A 16,253-nucleotide genomic window follows, 5' to 3' on the forward strand; every position below is an offset into this window, starting at 1 on the left:
CGTGAGAACAAAATCGAGAACGGCGTCGTGACGCAGAGCACTGACCGGCGAACCGGTTCGGGTCCGGCTTGTCAAGGCCCCTCCGCCCGGCTCCCCGCCTAGCTGGTCAGCGCCTTCCGGAGCCTGACCGGGTCGACGCGCCAGAAATCGTGCTGGCGGCCGTCGACGAAGGTGACCGGGATCTGTTCGCCGTACTCCTTGAACAGGTTCTCGTCCTGGGTGATGTCGATCTCGTTCCAGCCGACCCCTAGTTCCGCGCAGACCTGAGCCACGATCACCCGGGCGTCGTCGCAGAGATGACAGCCCGGTTTGCCGTAGAGAGTGACCCGCTCAGTCACGCCGGCGCTCATCGGTCCGCCTCCCGCAGCCGGCCCTTGGCGACCTTGCCGGTGACCGAGTGGGGCAGGTGGTCGACCACCTCGATCTCGACCGGGCACTTGAAGCGCGCGAGCCGCGTCTCGGCGTACTCGCGAATCTCCGCGGGATCCGGCGCGGACCCGGTCGCCGGTACGACGAACGCCTTGACCGCCTCACCGGTGTCGTCGGACGGTACGCCGATCACGGCCGCCTCGCGCACACCCGGAGCCTGGACCAGGACCTCCTCGACCTCGCTCGGGAAGACGTTGAAGCCGGACACGATGATCAGCTCGCGGAGCCGGTCGACCAGGAACAGGTCACCATCGGCGTCCAGGAACCCGACGTCGCCGGTGCGGTACCAGCCGTCCTCGTCCGGCCCGTCGACGCCGTCCGGCCAGTAGCCGGAGAACAGGTTCTTGCCGCGGACCAGGATCTCGCCGGGATCGTCGCCCTCGACGTCCTCGCCGCGCTCGTCGGCGATCCGCACCTCGACACCGGGCAGCGGCCGGCCGACGGAACCAGGCTTGGGATCGTGCTCGCCGAGGGTGGTGGTGACGCCGGGCGAGGCCTCGGTCAACCCGTAGCCCTGGTGCACGAACAGCCCGCTGGCCTGCTCGAACCGGTCCGCGAGCCCGCGATCCAGGGTCGAGGCGCCGGTCAGCACGACCTTGACGGTCTGCAGCGCCTCTTGGAGATCCGGCCGGGCGATGAACGCGTTGAGGGCCGGTGGAGCGAGTGGGAGCCGCGTCACGCCGTACCGGCGTACCAGGTCGATGGTGCCGGTCGAGTCGAAGCGGCGCTCGATGACGAGCAGGGCCCCGGTCGCGACGGCCCAGCCGAGGACCGCGTTCAGCCCGAACGCGTGGAACATCGGCAGCACGCCCAGGACGACGTCGTCGGGCCCCATCCGGTCCTCGCCGAGATCGGCCAGGTTGCGCACGTTCGCGCCGAGGGCCCGGTGGGTGAGCATCGCGACCCGCGGCTCACCGCTCGTCCCGGAGGTGTAAAGCAGTACGGCGAGCGCTTCCGGGTCGGTCTGTGGCGTAAGCGGAGCGTGACCACTGAGCTCGCCCGCCCGGACGACTCTGATCCCCTCGACCTTGTCCGCCAGGTCCCCGTCGGCGACCGCGAGACGGGCTCCGGAGTGCGCGATCACGGTACTGATCTCGCGCTTGGTGAGGCCGGTGTTCAGCGGCACGGCGACCAGTCCGGCGCGAAGACATCCCAGGTAGGAGGTGACGAACTCGATGCTGTTCGCCAGCAGCAGCACCACCCGGTACCCCGGCACCAGACCTGCCGCCGAGTACCCGCGGGCAGCCGCGTCCACGGCCGCGTCGAGCTGGCTCCAGGTCAGCCGCCGGTCCCCGTCGACCAGCGCCGGACGTTCGCCGTGACGTTGCGCTGTGTCACGAAGAACATCCGCGAAGTTGAAGTTCACCAGGCGAGTCTGTCACGACCCCGCTAGGGTCATCCTGTGACTCGACCAACGACGCGTGATCTGCGCGCCCGGTCGGTGCTGGCCGGTGAGGCCAGTGCGGCCGCGGCCGAGCTCGAGGCGGCGCTGCAGACACCGCCGGTGACCCATGCCGCCGCGTTCTTCGACGTGGACAACACGATGTTGCGCGGCGCTTCGGTGTACCACCTGGCCAGAGGTCTGTACCGGCGCAAGTTCTTCACCAGCGCCGAGATCACCCGCAAGGCGATCGACCAGCTGCGCTTCCGGCTGCAGGGCGAGACCCCGGAGTCGGTCGCCAACGCGCGCTCCTCGGCGCTCGCGTTCATCGCCGGGCACCGGGTGTCCGAAGTACAGATCCTGGTCGAGGAGATCTTCGACGAACTGATCGCGGACAAGGTCTGGCCGGGCACCAAGGCGTTCGCCCAGTCGCACCTGGACGCCGGCGAGCGGGTCTGGCTGGTGACCGCCGCGCCGGTCGAGGTCGCCCGGCTGCTGGCCCGCCGGCTCGGCCTGACCGGTGCGCTGGGAACGATTGCAGAATCGCGGGACGGGATCTATACAGGCGCTCTGGTGGGAGATATTCTTCACGGCCCGGCGAAGGCGGAGGCGGTCCGCGCGCTGGCGGCGCACGAGGGGCTTCACCTGGCCGATTGTGCGGCCTACTCGGACTCGGTCAACGATCTGCCGATGCTCGAGTTGGTGGGCCACCCCTGCGCGATCAACCCCGACGCGAAGCTTCGCCGGCACGCCGAAGTGGCCGGCTGGCCGGTGCGGGATTACCGGACCGGAAGGAAAGCGGCACGCCGCGCGCTGTTGACAGCGGGTGCTTCAGGCGTAACGCTCGGTGCTGTCTCAGCCGCTGTGGCCATTCGCGGCAGTGTCAGACGTAGACGTGTCAGTTGAACGGGGAGAGAACTTGACGACGCCGGAGCCAAGCCCGGACGGGATGAGACGCGCAGAGCTCGTCGATCGCGCCCAGGCAGGGGACGTCGGTGCGTTCGGCGAGCTGTACGACGAGTACTCGCTGACCGTGTATCGCTACATCTACGCCCGGGTGTCGTCATCGGCACTCGCGGAGGACCTCACCAGCGAGACGTTCGTCCGGGCGCTGCGGGCGCTGGACTCGTTCCGCTGGCAGGGCCGGGACTTCGGCGCCTGGCTGGTGACGATCGCCCGGAACCTGATCACCGACCACTACAAGTCGGGCCGGGTCCGGCTCGAGGTGGTCACCGACGAGATCGAGACGCACGACCGGCAGACCGAGGGCCCGGAGGTCGACGTACTGGCCGCCGCCACCGCCGAAGTACTGCGAGACGCCGTGGCGGCGCTGCCCGAGGAGCAGCGCGACTGCCTGACGATGCGGTTCTTCGCCGGTCTGTCGATCGCCGAGACGGCCAAGGCGCTGGAGAAATCCGAGGGCGCCGTCAAGCAACTGCAACTGAGGGCCGTCCGGCACTTGGCGAAGGTTATCCCCAAGGACTTGAGGTGAGGAGGATGACAACGAATGTCTTTCGTAACCCGTCAGGGATATTCCTCGTTTGCCTGGTGAGGACCTTTCGGTGACCCCGATTGGCCATTGAGGAGAACGAGAACTCATGAGTGACCTACACAGGGCTCGAGCGCGCGCGGAGACCTTCGCGCACGCCGTCGATCACGGGCCCCGTCACTCTTCGCGACTGAGCGATGACCCTGAGCTGATGGAAGCTGTGGAACTGGTCGGACGGCTGAGGACCGCCGGCGCAGTGACACCGCGACCGGAGTTCAATGCCGAGCTGAGGCACCGCCTCCTCGAGCAGGCCGCGGCACGCGCCGCGACCACGACTCCGACCGTGGTACCCAGCCCTCCGGATTTCTCGGACGATCCGCCTCCGCGCGAGGACGACGACGCGTCCGTGACAGATATCCGCCATCGTCACGGCCGGCGTATCCGGCTGGTGGCCAGTACCGCCGCGCTGGTTCTGCTCGGAGGTGGCATCGGTTCTGCCGCCGCCGCTCAGCAGGCGATGCCCGGTGACGCGCTGTACGGGATGAAGCGCAGCATCGAGAACGTCTCTACCAACGTCAGCGTCGGGGACGACTCCCGGGGCCGACGCGATCTCGAGCACGCCCAGACCCGGTTGTCCGAGATCCGCGAACTGGTGAAGAACGGTGGCGACGTGGCCACCATCAACGGCACGCTGGCCGATTTCACCGCGCAGTCGCGCCAGGGGATCACCCGGCTCGTCGCGTCGTACCAGCAGACCGGTGACCCGGCTGCGATCACGGCAGTCACCGCGTTCATCACCAGCGCCCGCCAGGCCATCGGTGAGCTCGCACCCAAGCTGCCGCCCGAGTCGCTCAAGCCCGCGGTCGAGGCGTTGTCCTCGCTCGAGGAGCTGGCGCAGCGGGCGAGCGCGGCCTGCCCGAAGTGCGAGAAGCCGAAGCCGGCCAAGAACGCGGGGCCACCACCGGCGATCAACCCGGGGACGGAGCCGACCTCGCCGATCAAGGCGGAAACGGAGCCGACCTCGAAGCCGACCAAGGTGCCCTCGGGCAAGCCGGCCGATCCGGGCGCGACGACGGCCCCCACCCCGGTGCCGACCAAGCCGGTGGACACCACCATCGTCGAGAAGCCGACCAACAAGCCGACCGACCTGAAGACGCCACCGGCCCCCTCGAGCAAGCCGACCACAACACCGTCAGGACCGGGCCCAGTAGTCCCGTCCCTGCCAACCCCCGGCACCCCGAGCTGGCCCTGGCCCTTCCCGACCGTCAGCCTGCCCCTCCCCACCATCAACATCCCAGGCGTAATCCAAACCCTCCTCCCACCCTGGAAGTAACCCTTCCCCCAACACCCCGAAGAGCCCGCCTCCCCCAGGAGCTGGGCTCTTCGCTTTCCCAGATCACACACGACGTCGTACGCGCGTGGGCGTGACTGTCCCGAGCGACAGGAGGTGTTCGGCTGTCTTCTGCTGGGTGCCCGCCTGGGGTTGCGTCTCGGACGGTCGCCGGCGCCGGGACATCCTGTCGGTCGGCACACTCAGCACCCGCGCGGCGCCGGGCGATGGGGTTCAGAAGAAGACGCTGCGGCGTTGCATGAGGAGGGTGTAGAGGGTTTGCTGGATGGTTTCGCGGACCTGGTCGGTGACGTTGAAGACCAGCATCGGGTCGTCGGCGGCGCCTTCGGGGAAGTCGTCGGTGCGGATCGGTTCGCCGAACTCGATCAGCCACTTCGACGGCAGCGGGATCATGCCGAGCGGGCCCAGCCACGGGAAGAACGGGGTGACGGGGATGTACGGGACGCCGACCAGCCGGGCCAGCGACGCGAGGTTGCCGACCAGGGGGTAGATCTCCTCGGCGCCGACGATCGAGCACGGCACGATCGGTACGCCGGTCCGCATGGCCGCGCTGACGAATCCGCCCCGGCCGAACCGCTGCAGCTTGTACCGCTCGCTGAACGGCTTCCCCAGCCCCTTGAACCCCTCCGGCCAGACACCGACCAGGTTCCCCTGGCGGAGCAGCCGCTCGGCGTCGTCGTTGCTCGCCAGCGTCGCGCCACCCTTGCGGGCCATCTCGCCGACGAACGGCGTCTTGAACACCAGGTCCGCCGCGAGCGTGCGCAGCGGCCGGTTCGTGTGGTCGGCGACGACCAGCTGGGTGATCAGCCCGTCGATCGGCATCGTGCCGGAGTGGTTCGCGACGATCAGCGCGCTGCCGGTGTCGGGGATGTTCTCGATCCCGCGCACCTCGACCCGGAACCACTTCTCCGCGAGCGGCCGCAGCGCCGACAGGAACACCTGGTCGGTGAGGTCCGCGTCGTAGCCGAACTCGTCGACCTCGTAGTCCCCCGTCAGCCGCCGGCGCAGAAACGCCAGCAGCTCGGCAACCTTCCGCTCCCCGTCAGCCCCGAGCGTCTCCCGCACAACCTTCTCAAACGCGGCAAAGTCCCGCCCCGCCCCGTCCTCGCCAACCTCAACCCCAGAAGCCCCCTCAGCCCCCGGCACGCCGCTCACCCCGCCCGCATCCGGTACGCCGCCCAACCCACCGTCACCCGGTACACCGCTCAACCCACCGTCACCCGGTACGCCGCCCAACCCGCCGCCATCCGGTACGCCGCTTAGCCCGCCCGCGTCCGGTACGCCGACCGGCCCGGTGAACTCGTGACTCTCCTGCTCCGTCGACCCAGTCGCCGCGCCATCTTCAGCCTCAACCGGCCTGGGAGCCCGCCCCCGCGAAGACCTACCCACACCATCGCCAGACCCCGCGGCCCGCTTCGTCTTCCCCGCACGAGGCTTGCCGGACCCCTCGCCGGCTCTCCCCTTGCCAGTGCTCTTCGCATCGCCAGCCCCAGCACCATCACCCGCCGCGGAGCCAGTCGAGCGGTTCTTGGGCCCGGCCAAGGCGCGAGCCGCGGCTGACGGAGTGGTGCGGCGACCGCTGCCTCGGCCCGGGCGGCCGCCTGAGCCGATCGGGATGATGTCGGCGTCAGCCACGCAAGGCCCCCAGTCCGGCGGTGAGCAGGCGCGAGGCCTGGGTGACGGCTCCGGTGCCGATCGTGGCGCGGAAGTCGTCGAAGGCGGCGGCGCTGGTGTACTCCGGCTCGAACCCGAACTCGGTCCGCATCCGGGTGGTGTCCACCACGCGCCCGTAGGTCAGGAAGGTGATCTGGTCCGGCGAGAAGTCAGCCAGTCGCGCCCGGCGAACCACTGCCGCCGTACTGGACGCTGTGAAGGAGGGCATCCGGAGAGCGGGCTTGCCGAGGCGGCGGATCGCTTGGGAGAGCAGGAGCACGCCGTCGCCGGCCAGGTTGAAGGTGCCGGGTAGTTCGGTCACGGTCGCGTGGTGGATCGCCTCGACACCATCGCTCTCGTGCAGGAACTGCAGCCGGGCGTCGAAACCGAGCACGGTCGGCACCACCGGCATGGCGAAGTACCGGGTGATCGGGGAGTCGGTGCGTGGGCCGATCCAGTTGGCCATCCGCAGCGTGGTGACGCAGACGTCGGGGCGCCGCCGGGCGAACCCACGGACGTAGCCCTCGACCTCGACCGCGTCCTTGCTCAACCCGGTCTGGTGGATCGCTCTCGGGGCCATCTCCTCGGTGAACATCGCCGGGTCGCGCGGCCCCGCGCCGTACACGGTGGTCGAGGACTTGACCACCAGCTTGCGGACGCCAGGCGCCTTCTGGCACGCGGCGAGCAGTTGCATGGTGCCGATGACGTTGATTTCCTTCATCGACGACCGTCCCCCGGCGCTGCCAGGGGTCGCCACGACGCCCGTGTGGACGACCGTGTCGACGTCCTCACCGGCGATCACCTTCGCGATGACGGGGTTGCGGATGTCCGCCCGGACGAACCGGACCCGGCCGAGTTCGGCCCTTGGCGGCACCACATCGATGCCGATCACGGTGTCTATTCCGGGATCGGCTGCCAGGCGGCGGGCACAACGAGCACCGGCGTCCCGGGAGACGCCGGTAACCATCACTACCTGTGCCACGAGTACCCCCAGCCAGACAGCAACTCCGTCGACGCCGCCCTGCAGAACAGGACGGCGGGAACTGCTACTTGCCGAGCTTGCGGCGCTGCACCCGCGTCTTCTTCAGCAGCTTGCGGTGCTTCTTCTTCGCCATACGCTTACGGCGCTTCTTGATAACGGAACCCACAGTGGACCTTCCAAACTTAAAGAGAGCGTCGGCAAAGCCTACCTGTTGGTCACCTCCCTGACCTAAGTGAGGCGGTACCGAGCGCATTCCGGGCGCGGTCCCAGCCTGATTCCAGCGCGAACCGGCGGGCCCCGGGCACTGTCGGAGGCCTTGGCTAGGCTGGTTTTCCGTCGACTGGGGAGGCCTCGATGACCGCTCGCTACAACGGACTGGCCGATTGGTACGACGCCCGCTTCGTGGTCGGCGCACCTCGCCACCAACCCGGTCTGCCGGAGCTGCTCGGCCCCGGTTCGGGCCCGTGTCTCGACCTCGGCTGCGGGACCGGGCGCAACTTCGACACCATTCGCGACAGTGGCCGCACGGTGATCGGCGTCGATCGCTCGTCCGACCAGCTCCGGCTGGCCCGGACCAGGACCGACGGCCCGCTGATCGAGGCGGACGCCGCCGCGCTCCCCTTCGCCGACGCCTCGTTCGACACAGTGATCGCGATGTGGATCTCCACCGACCTCGACGACTTCCCCGGCGCCTTGGGCGAGGCTGTCCGCGTACTGCGTCCTGACGGGCTGCTGGTCTGCTACGGCGTCCACCCCGCTTTCAACGGGCCTCATGTCGAGTGGAACGAGGACGGCACCCGGCTGGTCCACCCGTCGTACCGGACTCCTGGCTGGCACGAGGCGGCGCCGTACTGGGCCGATGACGGTATCCGCAGCCGGGTCGGCATGCGTCATCTCACGCTGTCGGAGCTCCTCAACGCGTTCCTCCGCCCCGAGCTCACGCTGGAACACGTCGAGGAGCCAGACGGCATGCCCGTCCCCCACACCCTCGCCCTCAAGGCCCGGAGGAATTGACGTGGTCCACCTCAGGCCTTGGTCGGCCGACGACTTCTGGCTCCTGGAGCGCTGCAACACCCCCGAGATGACCGCGTACCTCGGCGGCCCCGAGACCGCGGAGCAGCTCGCGGTGAGACAGAAGCGGTACGCCGCCAACGAGTTCGTCGGCCAGATGTACGTGATCGAGACGGACGAAGGCGAGACAGCTGGGTCGATGGGCTTCTGGGAGCACGAGGAGGCCGGCGAGACGGTCTGGGAGACCGGCTGGGCGGTGCTGCCGGAGCATCAGGGCAAGGGGATCGCGGCGGCGGCACTCGCCGAGGTCGCGAAGGCGGCCGCGGCGGTGGGAACGCATCGCACGCTGCATGCCTATCCCGGCGAGGACAATGCAGCCTCGAACGCGCTGTGCCGCAAGGCCGGGTTCACCTTCGTCGAGACGAGAGACTTCGAGTACCCCAAGGGACACTGGATGCGCTGCAACGACTGGGTCCTCACCTTGTAGAACTCTCTCAGCGACGATCTCCGGAGTCGGTCGCGCGGAAGCCGGTACGGCGGGCATATTGTGCGGGTCAGTAGCTCTGGAGGTGGTTGTGCACAGCGATCCGTCGCCGCGGGAGCCGGTCGACTCCGATGTCGATCTGCGCCACCCCGTTGTCACCGCGCCCGCAAGGCAGGGTGAGGGAGCTGTGCTTGCTGTCATCGCGCTCGGCGGCGCCATCGGGGCGTCTGCGCGGTATCTGATCGGCCAGGCCTGGCCGGCGCCGTCCGGATCGTTGCCCTGGGCCACGGTCGTGATCAACGTGACCGGGTGTGCGCTGATCGGGGTGCTGATGGTGCTGGTCTCCGAGGTGTGGGTTGCGCATCGGCTGATCCGGCCATTCGCCGGTACTGGAATCCTGGGCGGCTTCACCACGTTCTCGACGTACGCCGTCGACATCCAGCAACTGATCGCTGACGGGCAGCCGCTCACCGCGCTGAGCTATTTACTGATCACGGTCGTCGGCGCGATCGCCGCCGTCCTGGCAGCCACCCGCGCAATCCGAGCCCTAGTCCGCAGAAGCAGAAACTCCAGCAGGAGCGGCCGATGAAGCTTCTGTTGGTGATCGCGGGTGCTGTTGCCGGGGCTCCGTTGCGCTATCTGACCGATCGGGCTGTGCAGGCGCGTCACGACAGCGCGTTCCCGTGGGGCACGTTCGCTGTCAACGTGATCGGCTCCGTCATCCTCGGCTTCGTCACCGGCGCCACTCTGGCCGGCGACGCGCCGCACTGGGTCCAGCTCCTCATCGGCACCGGCTTCTGCGGCGCGCTCACCACCTACTCCACGTTCTCCTACGAGACCCTGCGCCTGTACGAACAGAACGCCAAGCTCACCGCCCTGGCGAACGTCACCGCCAGCATCCTCGCCGCCGTCGGCGCCGCGACGCTGGGCGTGGCGGTCAGCCAAGCCATCTGGACCTGATCCTCACCCGTGCAGCCGCACCGGCATCAAGATGTAACGGAAGTCGGTCAGCGGCTCGTCATCGGACGCGACCAGCTCAGTCGTGCCCGTCAACTCGGCCGGCTTGGTCGGCTGGGTGAAGGCGAGCTGCGCCACCGGCGTACCGATCGCGTGCAGGCCGTCCAGCAGGTACGTCGGGTTGAAGCCGACCGTCACGGGCTCACCGGTGAGTTGGGTCTCGATCTCCTCGGAGGCTTGCGCCTCTTCGCCGCTGCCCGCATCGAGGGTCGCGCCCTCCGCGGTGAACGTGATCCGGACCGGTGCGTTCCGCTCAGCGACCAGCGCGACGCGTTTGACCGCCTCGACGAGCGTGGCGGTCGGGACCCGCACCCGAGTCTGGATCGCCGCAGGATCCGGCATCAGGTTGCGCACCTTGGGGAAGCTGCCGTCCAGCAACCGAGTCGTCGTCCATCGCTCGCCCCCGGAGACCTCGCCCGCGAACCCGGCCAGTCCGTCGCCCCCGGCGGCGTCCTGATCGAGCGACAGCGTGAGGGTCGACCCGCTCATCGCCTTGGCCGTCTCGGACAGCGCCCGGGCAGGGATCAGCGTCGTGGCGGTCAGCTCCGGATCGTTCGGCTCCCACTCCAGCTCGCGGACGGCAAGCCGGTACCGGTCGGTGGCGAGCAGCGTGATGGTCGATCCCTGGATCTCCACCTGCACCCCGGTGAACACCGGCATCGTGTCGTCCCGGCTCGCCGAAGCAGCGACCTGTGAGACCGCTTGAGCGAACACCTCACTGCGGATCACCCCGCTGGCCGGTGGCTGCTCGGGCAGCGCCGGATACTCCCCCACCGGCAGCGTCTGCAGCGTGAATCGTGAGGTGCCGCACACCAGCAGGACCTTCGCCCCGTCGACGTGGAAGTCGATCGCCTGGTGCGGCAGGCTCTTCACGATGTCCGCGACCAGCCGGCCGGAGACCAGGCAAGTCCCCGGATCGGCCACCTGGGCCGGCAGCGTCACCCGGTGCGACGTCTCGTAGTCGAAGCCGGACAGCGTCAGCTGCCCCTCCGATGCCTCCATCAGCAACCCCGCCAGAATCGGCACACTCGGCCGGCTGGGCAGACTTCGCCCCACCCAGGCCACCGATTCCACCAGCAGATCCCGCTCCACCCGTACCTTCATGCCAACCCCTCCCAGCTTCCTCACTGGGCTCCACTCAACCACCCGCCACCGACAGTTTCCGCGGGCTGCAAAACAGCTACCAGCGGGCCGAAAGCTTCAGGTAGCCTGAAGGTATGAACCACTTCCCGTCGCAGCAGATGATGCCCCGCCAGCCGGGGTAGCAACGACGGACGCATCTTCGATCCGAGGCCCCGAGTCGGGGCCTCGTTCGCGTTCACCGGGCGGCGTCCCGGCTCTCCCTTTCAGCACAGGAGAGACCCATGACCCGCACCTACGTGACCACCACCATCCCGTTCGTCAACGCGCGCCCGCACCTGGGCTTCGCTCTCGAACTCGTCCAGGCCGACGTCCTCGCCCGGCATCGCCGGCACCGCGGTGACGAGGTCCGTTTCCTCACCGGCACGGACGAGAACTCCCTCAAGAACGTCCTGGCAGCGGAGGCGGAAGGCATCCCCGTCCAGCAACTGGTCGACCGCAACGCCGCCGCCTTCGAGGGCCTGCGCACACCCCTCGACCTGTCCTTCGACGACTTCATCAGAACGAGCAGCGACCCACGTCACCGCACCGGCGTCGAGCAACTGTGGCAACGCTGCGCCGCGGCCGGCGACCTCTATCTCAAGCACTACGAAGGCTTGTACTGCGTGGGTTGCGAGCAGTTCTACCAACCTGAGGACCTCGCCGACGGCCGCTGTCCCGACCATGGCACCGAACCGCAACTGGTCGCCGAGGAGAACTGGTTCTTCCGCCTCTCCCGGTACGCCGAACCACTGCGCGAACTGATCACCAGCGGCCGGATCCGGATCGAACCGGCCAGCCGGCGCAACGAAGTACTGGCGCTGATCGAGGGTGGGCTGCACGACTTCTCGGTCTCGCGGTCGCAGCGGCGGGCGCGTGGGTGGGGAATCCCGGTGCCTGGCGATCCCGACCAGGTCGTCTATGTCTGGTGGGATGCCCTAGGCAACTATGTCTCCAGTCTCGGGTATGGCACCGACAGTCCCGATCTCGAGCACTGGTGGCAGGAGTCAGATCGTCGGATTCACCTGCTGGGCAAGGGAGTTGTCCGCTTCCATGCGGTCTACTGGCCGGCGACGTTGCTCTCGGCCGGTCTGGCGTTGCCGACCGAGATTCTGGTTCACGATTACCTCACTGTTGACGGCCGCAAGATCAGCAAGTCCGCCGGTACGACGATCGATCCGGCCGAGCTCGTCGCCGAGGTGGGCACGGACGCCGTCCGCTGGTGGCTGCTCCGCGACGTACCGAGGATCGGCGACGCCGACTTCACCCGCGAGCGCCTGATCGCCCGCAGCAACGCCGACCTCGCCGGCGGCCTCGGCAACCTGGTCAACCGGGTCGTCTCACTCATCCACCGGTACTGCGACGGCCGCGTCCCCGCCGCCACCGTGCCCGACCCGCAAGCCGGAGAACTCCAGTACGCCGTCAGCAATGCGCCCGCCCGCATCGACGAAGCCCTGGCCAACTACGACTTCCGCCAGGCAGCCCACGCGCTCTGGGAGATCGTCGAGTCCGCCAACCGCTACATCGAGACCACCACACCATGGCAGCTCGCCAGGTCGCAGGATCCCTTGCTCCACACAGTTCTGGGCAACCTGCACCACGCTTGCCTGCAACTCGCCACCGAGCTGTCCCCCTTCCTCCCGAGCGCCGCCGCACGCATCACCGCGCAGTGCACTCCAGTCGAAGGCAAGCTCCCGCCCGCCACTCCCCTGTTCCCGAGACTCACCTGACAGTCCTGCCGGGCAGCCGATCGGCCGCGGGTCCTGCTCGCTGCCCTACAAGCCGCCACCATCCTCGACGCCCTCAACCACCCCGACGCCGCGGCCCTCCACACGAAGCTCTCCTAGACAGCGCCTCAAGCGGAGGGGGCGTGCAGGTGGTTGACGGTGTTGCGGACTGCGGTGAATGTCGTCTCCAGATCGTTGTGGAGCAGGCGGCCGTTGCGTTTGACGGGGTTGCCGGCTACCAGGACGGTGTCGACGTTGCCGGGGTGGGCTGCGGTGACGATGGTGCCGATCGGGTCGTGAAGGCCGCCGATCAGGTTGAGGTCGGAGGCTCGGACCAGGGTGATGTCGGCCTGTTTGCCGGGCCGCAGTGACCCGATTTGATCAGCCATCCCGAGGGCCCGCGCGCCTTCCAGGGTGGCGATCCTGAGTACCTCGGCCGCCGTCAGTGTTTTGTGGCCGAGGGCAAGCAGCTCGCGCATCGCGCTGAACATGTCGCCCGGCGCGGTGGTCACCACGTCGATACCGAGCCCGGTGGTCACCCCAGCCGCCTTCAACCGGCCGGCCATCGGGGCGCCGATCCCCATCCGCGCTTCGACCGCCGGCGTGATGGCGACGGCCGCGCCGTTGTCCGCGATCAGCTTCAGCTCGGAGTCGGGCAGGCTGTTCCCGTGCACGAAGAGCACGTTCGGCCGCTGCAAGCCCTCGTCCCGCAGGAGTTGCAGCGGATGGCTAGCCACCGGCCCGCTGCTGATGTGGACGACGATCGGCAGGTCCAGCTCGGCCGCCAGCGCCCAGTCGGCGCGTACGACGTCGATCGGCACGTACGACGGCCCGATCGCGGCAACGGCGGCCGTGACCAGCCCGGTCGTCCGGTCCAGCGCGTGCCGCATCCCGGCCGGATCGACCGGCGTGCCGAGCATCGGCGACGGACCGTACCCGAAGACTGCCCGGATCCCACTCGACGTCAGCGCATCGAGGGCCGCATCCGTGTGCTCGATGCTGTACTGCGCATGCGAGTAGTCCTGCACGGTCGTGATCCCCGCATCGAGGCACTCCAGCGCGCCAGCAAGGTTGCTCGCAGCAATATCTTCCGGCCGGTACCGCGGTCCGTACCCGCCGAGCACGTGTTCCAGGTACCAGCCCAGGTCCACGTCGACCGCGATCCCCCGCAGTGCCGTCTCCCACAGGTGCCGATGGGTATCCACGAACCCGGGCAGCACGATCCGGTCACTCGCGTCGATCACCTCGGCATCCGTGACAGCCAGACCCGGCCCGACGGCAGCGATCCTGCCGTCCTCGATCAGTACGTCGGTATCGCGGTGCACGACGACACCCGGCTCGGTGTCGATGACCAGCCCACCCCGCAGCAGCAAACGGCTCACGAGAAGTCTCCTCACTAGAAAGCTTTTTAGAAAGCTATCATCAAAGAGACATAGACTGTCAACCATGAGCGAGGACCGGGTCGACCAGCTGATCGAGTCCTGGCGGCAGGAACTGCCCGGCGTGCTCTACCCGACGTCGGAGCTCACCAAGCGGGTGATGCTGCTGGCCGGCGACCTGAACGAGGTGACCCGCCGGGTCCTGCGCGAGCTCGGGCTGACCACCGCCGAGTTCGACGTCCTGGTCACGCTGCGACGTTCCGGAGCGCCGTACCGGATGAAGCCGACGGATCTGAGTCGCAGCCTGATGCTGTCGTCAGGAGGCACCAGCAACGTGGTCAACCAGCTGGTCAATCGCGAACTGGTGGTGCGTGAGCCCGACCCGGAGGACGGCCGGGGGACGCAGATCCGGCTGACCACGAAGGGCGTCGAAGCGGCGGAGCAGGCTGTCCAGGCGAGTTCGGCGGCGCACGACGAGATGTGGGCCGACGTGCCGGCGGAGGCAGTGCGGACAGCGGCAGAGGCGCTGCGGCCGCTCTTCGCCGAGAACCGGCCGGCCGCGCGCGCCCGGCGTACCGAGATCAGAAGCTAGTCGCCCTCGGTCGGCCAGAAGGCAAGGCGAAGCGGCCGGTCCCTCGCGGGGTTTCCGGCCGCCCTCGCTTCTCGTGGTTACCCGGCCTGGTAAAACGCGCCTTTGAGGTAGTCGTGCACGGCGTCCTCGGAGACCCGGAACGACCGACCCACCCGCACCGCGGGCAGCTCTCCGGAGTGCACCAGGCGGTACACCGTCATCTTGGACACGCGCATGGCCGTGGCGACCTCCGCCACGGTCAGGAACTTCACCTCGGCGAGCGGCGAATCACCACCACCGGACTTCTTTGATGCCATAACGCACCGCACTTCCAGCACGAGTCGTGCGCCGGCTTCCCCTCCGGCACCTCCGCCCGTGCATGCACCGAGCCTAGTGGCTGTTGGTGCGAATGGGAAAGAGGGTGTCTGGTGTGACTGGATGGTCAGCGTGAATTCAGTCCGGAATCAGTACGTCGGGTCGATTCCGAGCAGCGGGAAGCTGATGTCCCGGGTCGCCTTGATCGAGCGATCGAGCCAGGTTTCAGGGTTGTAGCCGGTCGACCAGTCGGAGTACGCCGGAGCGCGGCCATCCGTCATCCGCGACGGGGCGAGCCGCCCGTAGAGGATCTGCACGTCCTGGCGCCAGGACTCGGGCACCGCCGCCTCGGGGTCGATCGGCTGGCCGGCCACGATCGCGAGCAGATGCGTCCAGGCCCGCGGCACGACGTCGATGATCGCGTACCCACCGCCACCGGTCGCGACCCATTTGCCGTCACAGAGCTCGTGCGCGAGGTCGTGCAGGGCCAGGTACGCCGCACGCTGCCCGTCGACCGTCTTGGTCAGGTGGGCCAGCGGATCGTCCACATGGGAATCACACCCGTGTTGGGTGACGAGCACGGACGGCCGGAACGCCTTGAGCACGTCCGGCACGATCGCGTGGAACGCCCGCAGCCAGCCCGCATCCCCGGTGCCAGGCGGCAGCGGGATGTTGACCGCAGTACCTTCCGCTCCCGGTCCGCCGGTCTCCCCGGCCGAACCGGTCCCCGGGAACAGCGTCGTCGGCGACTCGTGCACGCTCACGGTCAGCACTCGGGGATCGTTGTAGAACACCGCCTGTACGCCGTCGCCGTGGTGCACGTCCACGTCGACGTACGCGACTCGCTCGGCGCCGTGGTCGAGCAGCCACTGGATCGCCACGGCCGGGTCGTTGTAGACACAGAAGCCGCTGGCCATCGCCGGCATCGCGTGGTGCAGCCCGCCGGAGATGTTGGCGGCGTGCAGTACGTCGCCCTCCCAGACGGCCCGGGCGGCCTCGACCGACGCACCCACCACATGCGCCGACGCCTCGTGCATCCGCGGGAAGCAATACGTGTCGTCAGTGCCGAGTCCGTGCTCGGTATCGGGCTGATCAGGATCCTCACCGGCCCGCTTCACGGCCTCGATGTACTCGGCGGTGTGCACGGTCCGCAGCAGGGCGTCGTCGGCCACCGGCGCGGGCACCACCTTCAGCTGATCCAGTACGCCGAACGCGCGCGCCAGCCGGATGGTCAGGTCCACCCGGACCGGACTCATCGGGTGCCCGTGACCGAAGTCGTACGCCGTCAGACCCTCGTCGAACACCAGCATCGCCTCACCGCTCATGCCCCTGACCTTAGCCCGCG

18 protein-coding genes are annotated in these 16,253 nt (G+C 68.5%); 9 read left to right on the plus strand and 9 right to left on the minus strand.

What is annotated here, in order from left to right; all coding sequences use genetic code 11:
* Positions 1 to 98: 98 nt before the first annotated feature.
* Together AB0F51_RS13570 and AB0F51_RS13575 are read right to left on the minus strand one after the other, a co-directional pair.
* The gene (locus AB0F51_RS13570) at positions 99 to 338 is read right to left on the minus strand and encodes a glutaredoxin family protein (protein WP_360278797.1); all 240 of its coding nucleotides are present in this window, start codon (positions 336 to 338) and stop codon (positions 99 to 101) included.
* Positions 339 to 346: 8 nt separating this feature from the next.
* Positions 347 to 1,795, minus strand: a complete 1,449-nt coding sequence (locus AB0F51_RS13575) for an AMP-binding protein (RefSeq protein WP_360278800.1) — start codon at positions 1,793 to 1,795, stop codon at positions 347 to 349.
* A gap of 36 nt (positions 1,796 to 1,831) precedes the next feature.
* On the opposite strand from AB0F51_RS13575, the gene AB0F51_RS13580 reads away from it, so the two are divergent.
* The 3 genes from AB0F51_RS13580 to AB0F51_RS13590 all read left to right on the plus strand — a co-directional run bounded on the left by AB0F51_RS13580 (position 1,832) and on the right by AB0F51_RS13590 (position 4,632).
* Complete coding sequence (locus AB0F51_RS13580; protein ID WP_360278803.1) at positions 1,832 to 2,716, plus strand: HAD-IB family hydrolase; 885 nt, start codon at positions 1,832 to 1,834, stop codon at positions 2,714 to 2,716.
* Between the two features lie 43 nt (positions 2,717 to 2,759).
* On the plus strand, positions 2,760 to 3,302 hold the full coding sequence (locus AB0F51_RS13585) for a sigma-70 family RNA polymerase sigma factor (RefSeq protein WP_020388025.1): 543 nt from the start codon (positions 2,760 to 2,762) through the stop codon (positions 3,300 to 3,302).
* Positions 3,303 to 3,510: 208 nt separating this feature from the next.
* On the plus strand, positions 3,511 to 4,632 hold the full coding sequence (locus AB0F51_RS13590; RefSeq protein ID WP_360278805.1) for a DUF5667 domain-containing protein: 1,122 nt from the start codon (positions 3,511 to 3,513) through the stop codon (positions 4,630 to 4,632).
* A gap of 231 nt (positions 4,633 to 4,863) precedes the next feature.
* Here the strand turns inward: AB0F51_RS13590 and AB0F51_RS13595 are convergent, their stop codons facing one another.
* From AB0F51_RS13595 to AB0F51_RS13605, 3 genes are all read right to left on the minus strand, one after another.
* Positions 4,864 to 6,039 (minus strand): lysophospholipid acyltransferase family protein, encoded by a 1,176-nt coding sequence (locus AB0F51_RS13595; protein ID WP_360278807.1) that lies wholly within the window; start codon positions 6,037 to 6,039, stop codon positions 4,864 to 4,866.
* A gap of 238 nt (positions 6,040 to 6,277) precedes the next feature.
* A complete protein-coding gene (locus AB0F51_RS13600; protein ID WP_360278810.1) occupies positions 6,278 to 7,285 on the minus strand; it encodes an NAD-dependent epimerase/dehydratase family protein in 1,008 nt (335 codons plus the stop codon).
* 64 nt (positions 7,286 to 7,349) lie between these two features.
* Positions 7,350 to 7,451: an AURKAIP1/COX24 domain-containing protein gene (locus tag AB0F51_RS13605; protein WP_008356322.1), complete on the minus strand. Its 102-nt coding sequence runs from the start codon at positions 7,449 to 7,451 to the stop codon at positions 7,350 to 7,352.
* Between the two features lie 188 nt (positions 7,452 to 7,639).
* On the opposite strand from AB0F51_RS13605, the gene AB0F51_RS13610 reads away from it, so the two are divergent.
* The 4 genes from AB0F51_RS13610 to crcB (AB0F51_RS13625) all read left to right on the plus strand — a co-directional run bounded on the left by AB0F51_RS13610 (position 7,640) and on the right by crcB (AB0F51_RS13625) (position 9,740).
* Positions 7,640 to 8,299, plus strand: coding sequence for a class I SAM-dependent methyltransferase (locus tag AB0F51_RS13610; protein ID WP_360278813.1), 660 nt, complete (start codon positions 7,640 to 7,642; stop codon positions 8,297 to 8,299).
* 1 nt (position 8,300) lies between these two features.
* Positions 8,301 to 8,783 (plus strand): GNAT family protein, encoded by a 483-nt coding sequence (locus AB0F51_RS13615; protein WP_360278816.1) that lies wholly within the window; start codon positions 8,301 to 8,303, stop codon positions 8,781 to 8,783.
* An 88-nt stretch (positions 8,784 to 8,871) separates the two neighbouring features.
* Positions 8,872 to 9,369, plus strand: a complete 498-nt coding sequence (gene crcB, locus AB0F51_RS13620; protein ID WP_360278819.1) for a fluoride efflux transporter CrcB — start codon at positions 8,872 to 8,874, stop codon at positions 9,367 to 9,369.
* A complete protein-coding gene (gene crcB, locus AB0F51_RS13625) occupies positions 9,366 to 9,740 on the plus strand; it encodes a fluoride efflux transporter CrcB (protein WP_360278822.1) in 375 nt (124 codons plus the stop codon). The genes crcB (AB0F51_RS13620) and crcB (AB0F51_RS13625) overlap by 4 nt, the downstream gene beginning before the upstream one ends.
* 3 nt (positions 9,741 to 9,743) lie before the next feature.
* Here the strand turns inward: crcB (AB0F51_RS13625) and dnaN are convergent, their stop codons facing one another.
* Positions 9,744 to 10,901: a DNA polymerase III subunit beta gene (gene dnaN / locus AB0F51_RS13630; protein ID WP_360278824.1), complete on the minus strand. Its 1,158-nt coding sequence runs from the start codon at positions 10,899 to 10,901 to the stop codon at positions 9,744 to 9,746.
* A gap of 260 nt (positions 10,902 to 11,161) precedes the next feature.
* Here dnaN and metG point away from each other — a divergent pair, with 260 nt between their 5' ends.
* A complete protein-coding gene (gene metG / locus AB0F51_RS13635) occupies positions 11,162 to 12,646 on the plus strand; it encodes a methionine--tRNA ligase (protein ID WP_360278827.1) in 1,485 nt (494 codons plus the stop codon).
* A 125-nt stretch (positions 12,647 to 12,771) separates the two neighbouring features.
* On the opposite strand, the gene AB0F51_RS13640 is transcribed toward metG, so the two are convergent.
* Positions 12,772 to 14,025: an amidohydrolase family protein gene (locus AB0F51_RS13640; protein ID WP_360278830.1), complete on the minus strand. Its 1,254-nt coding sequence runs from the start codon at positions 14,023 to 14,025 to the stop codon at positions 12,772 to 12,774.
* A 64-nt stretch (positions 14,026 to 14,089) separates the two neighbouring features.
* On the opposite strand from AB0F51_RS13640, the gene AB0F51_RS13645 reads away from it, so the two are divergent.
* Positions 14,090 to 14,614, plus strand: a complete 525-nt coding sequence (locus AB0F51_RS13645) for a MarR family transcriptional regulator (protein ID WP_360278833.1) — start codon at positions 14,090 to 14,092, stop codon at positions 14,612 to 14,614.
* A 77-nt stretch (positions 14,615 to 14,691) separates the two neighbouring features.
* Here AB0F51_RS13645 and AB0F51_RS13650 read toward each other — a convergent pair whose 3' ends face one another.
* Together AB0F51_RS13650 and AB0F51_RS13655 are read right to left on the minus strand one after the other, a co-directional pair.
* Positions 14,692 to 14,910 carry a helix-turn-helix domain-containing protein gene (locus AB0F51_RS13650; RefSeq protein ID WP_360278836.1) on the minus strand — a complete coding sequence of 73 codons (219 nt, stop codon included), beginning with the start codon at positions 14,908 to 14,910 and terminating at the stop codon, positions 14,692 to 14,694.
* A gap of 147 nt (positions 14,911 to 15,057) precedes the next feature.
* Positions 15,058 to 16,233, minus strand: coding sequence for an acetoin utilization protein AcuC (locus AB0F51_RS13655; protein ID WP_360278839.1), 1,176 nt, complete (start codon positions 16,231 to 16,233; stop codon positions 15,058 to 15,060).
* Positions 16,234 to 16,253 lie beyond the last annotated feature (20 nt).

Origin of the sequence: Kribbella sp. NPDC023855 (assembly GCF_040639475.1) — a bacterium.
In the GTDB taxonomy this organism is placed as follows: Bacteria; Actinomycetota; Actinomycetes; order Propionibacteriales; family Kribbellaceae; genus Kribbella.

Excerpts from the sequence above, each read along its gene's own strand:
- AB0F51_RS13650 (WP_360278836.1), bottom strand. The coding sequence starts at position 14,910 with ATGGCATCAAAGAAGTCCGGTGGTGGTGATTCGCCGCTCGCCGAGGTG.
- AB0F51_RS13655 (WP_360278839.1), bottom strand. The coding sequence starts at position 16,233 with ATGAGCGGTGAGGCGATGCTGGTGTTCGACGAGGGTCTGACGGCGTAC.
- AB0F51_RS13610 (WP_360278813.1), top strand. The coding sequence starts at position 7,640 with ATGACCGCTCGCTACAACGGACTGGCCGATTGGTACGACGCCCGCTTC.
- AB0F51_RS13585 (WP_020388025.1), top strand. The coding sequence starts at position 2,760 with ATGAGACGCGCAGAGCTCGTCGATCGCGCCCAGGCAGGGGACGTCGGT.
- crcB (WP_360278822.1), top strand. The coding sequence starts at position 9,366 with ATGAAGCTTCTGTTGGTGATCGCGGGTGCTGTTGCCGGGGCTCCGTTG.
- metG (WP_360278827.1), top strand. The coding sequence starts at position 11,162 with ATGACCCGCACCTACGTGACCACCACCATCCCGTTCGTCAACGCGCGC.
- AB0F51_RS13645 (WP_360278833.1), top strand. The coding sequence starts at position 14,090 with ATGAGCGAGGACCGGGTCGACCAGCTGATCGAGTCCTGGCGGCAGGAA.
- dnaN (WP_360278824.1), bottom strand. The coding sequence starts at position 10,901 with ATGAAGGTACGGGTGGAGCGGGATCTGCTGGTGGAATCGGTGGCCTGG.
- AB0F51_RS13590 (WP_360278805.1), top strand. The coding sequence starts at position 3,511 with ATGGAAGCTGTGGAACTGGTCGGACGGCTGAGGACCGCCGGCGCAGTG.